The organism is Cupriavidus sp. WS (genome assembly GCF_000395345.1).
Taxonomy (GTDB): Bacteria; Pseudomonadota; Gammaproteobacteria; order Burkholderiales; family Burkholderiaceae; genus Cupriavidus; species Cupriavidus basilensis_B.
On the sequence record NZ_AQPL01000100.1, the window covers coordinates 1 to 3578 of the forward strand.

Consider the following 3578-nt stretch of genomic DNA (forward strand, 5'->3'; position numbering starts at 1 on the left):
GCCTGATGGCCATCGCGCCCATCGTGCCCGAGACGCCGGGCTTGTTTTCCACCATCACGTTCTGGCCGAGCGCCTGTTGCAGGGCCACGGCGAACTGGCGCGCCACCACGTCGGTGGTGCCGCCCGCCGCGTAGGGGACGATCAGCGTGACGGGCCGCGCCGGATAGGGCGGCTGGGCCCGCGCGGACGCGGCGCAGAGCACGGCGATGGCGCCGCAGGCGGCGAGGCGGCGGGCGCGCCGCCCGGCCTTTCGGGATGCATGCATAGGAAGTCTCCATTTATCGTGGTTCCCCGCTGATCCCGATGTTGTATTGGTGTGCCGCGCCGGTCAGCCTGCGTCGTCCCTCCTGTCAGGTCTCCACCTCGGCCCAGGCTTCCATCGCCTGGCCGCCAGCGTCGTCGCCGGTCCACAGCGCGATCCTGCCGGGCGTGGCGGCGTCCGGCGCGCCGCCCACGGTCACGGTGTCGTGGTGGAACAGCGGCGCCAGCCCGCGGAAGCCGAAGCGGCGCACCTTGGCCGCCGGCATCTCGCGCGCCAGCAGGTCGAGCGTGAGCACGGCCTGCAGCGGGCCGTGCACCACCAGCCCGGGATAGCCTTCCACGTCACGCACGTAGTCGTGGTCGTAGTGGATGCGGTGGCCGTTGAAGGTCAGCGCCGAGAAGCGGAACAGCATGACCGGGCCGGCCTGGAGCTGGCGCTGCCACGTCGGCGCGTGCGCCAGGCGCGGGCGCGGCGGCAGCGGCTGGCCGGGCTCGGGCATGGCGCGGTAGACCAGGTCGTGGCGCTCGGTCAGCGCGGTCTCGCCGCCGACGGTGAGCACGTGCTCCACGGTGACGAACCACAGCTCGCCGCTGCGGCCGGTCTTGTATTCGACGTTGCGCACGGTGGAGGTGCGCGTGACGGTGTCGCCCACGCGCAGCGCGCGTTTGAAGTCGAGCTCGCCGCCGGCCCACATGCGGCGCGGCAGCGGCACCGGCGGCATGAAGCCGCCCAGCGCGGGGTGGCCGTCGCGGCCGAGCTCGCGCTGTGGCGCGCGCGGCAGGAAATACAGCCAGTGCCACAGCGGCGGCAGCGGGCCGCGCACGAGCGCGTCGGCGTCGAGGTCGAGCGTGGCGGCCAGGCCGATCACGGGTTCGGGGGAAAGGGTCTCGGTGCGGCTTTCGCTGCGGCCGATCCAGGTGCGCAGGTGTTCGAGCTGGGTCATGACGGATTGGCTTGCTGGGTTTCGGGGTGGCCGGCGAGCGCGAGCAGGCGCCGGGCTTGTTCGATGACGGGGCGGTCGACCATCTTGCCGTCGACCTGCACCGCGTGGCTGCCGCTGGCGGTGGCGGCCAGCACGCGCCGCGCCCAGTCGAGCTGCTGCGCGGTGGGCAGGAAACCGGCGCGCACCGCGGCGAGCTGGGCCGGGTGGATGCACAGCTTGGCGGCGAAGCCGAGCGCGCGCGCGTGGGCCACGTCGTCGGCCAGCACGGCCTCGTCCTTGAGCGCGGTGGTGACGCCGTCCACGGGCGGCGGCAGGCCGGCCACGCGCGCGGCCAGCACGATGCGCGAGCGCGCCAGCAGCAGCGCTTCGCGCGTGTGCGCGCAGCCCAGGTCCACGGCGAAGTCGAGCGAGCCGAAGGCCAGGCGCGACACGCCCGGCGCGGCGGCCACCGCGTCGATGCCGTGCAGCCCGCGCGCGCTTTCGATGATGGCCACCATGCGGCCCTGCGGGTTGACCTGGGCCAGCGCCTGGGCGATCTCGCCGAGCGCGACCGGGTCTTCGGCCTTGGGCACCAGCAGGCCGGCCAGCGGCGTGTCCGGCGGCAGCGCGCGCAGCCAGTCCATGTCGGCGGCGAAGGCGGGCGAGCTGGCGTCGTTGATGCGCACGTAGGCGTGCGCGTGCGCGCCGCGCTCGCGCAGCCACGCGGCGATGGCGCCGCGCGCGGCCGGCTTGGCGTCCGGGTGCACGGCGTCCTCGAGGTCGAGGATCAGCGCGTCGGGCGCGGCGGCGGCGGCCTTGTCGAAACGCTCGGGCCGGTCGCCCGGCACGAACAGGTAGGTGATGGCGGTGGCGGCGGTGGAGACTGAGGACATCGGTATTTCCCGGGAAGGTGAGGCGTCAGCGCGCGAGCGGCAGCCAGCCGTTGACGTCCGGCTGCTTTTCCAGCGCCCACACGCGCGCGATGATGGCGCGCATCTCGGCCTCGCCGGCGCCGTGGCGGAAGGCGCCGAGCTGGATCGCCTTGGCTTCGAGCTCCGGGCGCGACAGCGTGTTGCCGGGGTCGCCCTTGGGCACGTCCACGCGCGCGCCGAGCGTGCGGCCATCGGTGGTCCGCACGGTGACGCGGCCGATCCACTGGCGCGGATAGGCCGCGTTGATCTCGTCGTCGAGCGCCATCTCCACCTTGTCGCGGAAGGCGGCCACCTGCGCGTCCTGCAAGGCGTGGTCCTCGAACTCGCCGAGGCCGGCATGCGCGTGCAGTGCCACCAGGCCGAGCACGGTGCCCATCGAGAACTTGGCCTGGTGGATGGTCCTGGGATCGGTCACGGGGCCGAGCACGTCGATCGCGCCCTGGTGCACGTGCGCGGTCACGGCGGCGATCTGGTCCGCGCGGATCTGCTCGCGCAGCATCAGCGCCTTGAGCGCGTCGGCCGCCGGATGCGTGTGGCGGCACGAGGCGAAGAACTTGAACGAGGTCTCGGCCGTGGCCCAGCGCGTGCCCAGGCCATCGGTCAGCGCGGCCGGGTTGGCGTCGCTCGACATGCCCGCGGCCATGCCCTGCGCGCCCTCCAGGATGCGCTTCGCGCCGGTGAAGCCCGCGCGCGCGATCCACGCCGACATCAGACCGTCCGCCGCCGCCTTGGCCGTGTGCAACTGCTTGGAGTCCGCCGCGTCGCGCAGGAACTCCCACAAGCCGGCGGCCTGCGTGCCGGCCGAGCCGAGCGCCTGGTTGATGCCCTCGGCATCCATGCCGTACAGCTTGGCCACCGCCGCCGCGGCCGCCAGCGTGCCGACCGTGCCGGTGGTGTGGAATACGCGGTAGTGCGAGCGGCCCATGAACTCGCCGATGCGGATGCCGGCCTCATAGCCGGCGATGGAGGCCAGCAGCACGTCCGCGCCGCTCTTGCCCTCGGCCTGCGCGGCGGCGATCACCGCCGGGAATACCACCGCGGCCGGGTGCAGCACCGAGCCGTTGTGCACGTCGTCCTGCTCCACCACGTGGGAGGACGCGCCGTTGATCAGCGCGGCGAAATACGGGGAGGTGCGGCGGCGGTCGACGAAGACTTCGGAGGGGCCTTGCTGCGGGCCCATCGCCGCGGCGAATTCCTGCAGTTTGCGGATGGCGGGGGCGTCCTTGCCGGCGATGGCGGAGGCGATCCAGTCGAGGAAGAGGTCTTTGGTTTTTTCTATGACTTCCTGGGGGATTTGTTCTAGTTTCAGGGTGGCGAGGAAGTCGCAGAGTTGGCGGGTTGGGTAGGTTTGGGTGTCGGGTTGTTGGGTCATTTTTTTTGCTCTGGGTTGTTCGTTTTTGGATGGTTTTTTACTTTAGAGTCAAGAGTTATTTGGGCTTAAAGTCAACTTCAAAGTCAAAGT

General features: G+C 71.7%; 3 protein-coding genes and 1 pseudogene. All 4 read right to left on the minus strand.

What is annotated here, in order from left to right; all coding sequences use genetic code 11:
- A pseudogene (locus K206_RS37900) lies at positions 1 to 265 on the minus strand (tripartite tricarboxylate transporter substrate-binding protein); the annotation flags it as partial.
- Positions 266 to 350: 85 nt separating this feature from the next.
- Complete coding sequence (locus tag K206_RS0109845) at positions 351 to 1205, minus strand: MaoC family dehydratase N-terminal domain-containing protein (protein ID WP_020202248.1); 855 nt, start codon at positions 1203 to 1205, stop codon at positions 351 to 353.
- Complete coding sequence (locus K206_RS0109850; RefSeq protein WP_020202249.1) at positions 1202 to 2077, minus strand: CoA ester lyase; 876 nt, start codon at positions 2075 to 2077, stop codon at positions 1202 to 1204. Before K206_RS0109850 ends, K206_RS0109845 begins: the two co-directional genes overlap by 4 nt.
- A 25-nt stretch (positions 2078 to 2102) precedes the next feature.
- Positions 2103 to 3488, minus strand: coding sequence for an MmgE/PrpD family protein (locus K206_RS0109855; protein WP_020202250.1), 1386 nt, complete (start codon positions 3486 to 3488; stop codon positions 2103 to 2105).
- Between the last annotated feature and the right edge of the window lie 90 nt (positions 3489 to 3578).

Excerpts from the sequence above, each read along its gene's own strand:
- K206_RS0109850 (WP_020202249.1), bottom strand. The coding sequence starts at position 2,077 with ATGTCCTCAGTCTCCACCGCCGCCACCGCCATCACCTACCTGTTCGTG.
- K206_RS0109855 (WP_020202250.1), bottom strand. The coding sequence starts at position 3,488 with ATGACCCAACAACCCGACACCCAAACCTACCCAACCCGCCAACTCTGC.
- K206_RS0109845 (WP_020202248.1), bottom strand. The coding sequence starts at position 1,205 with ATGACCCAGCTCGAACACCTGCGCACCTGGATCGGCCGCAGCGAAAGC.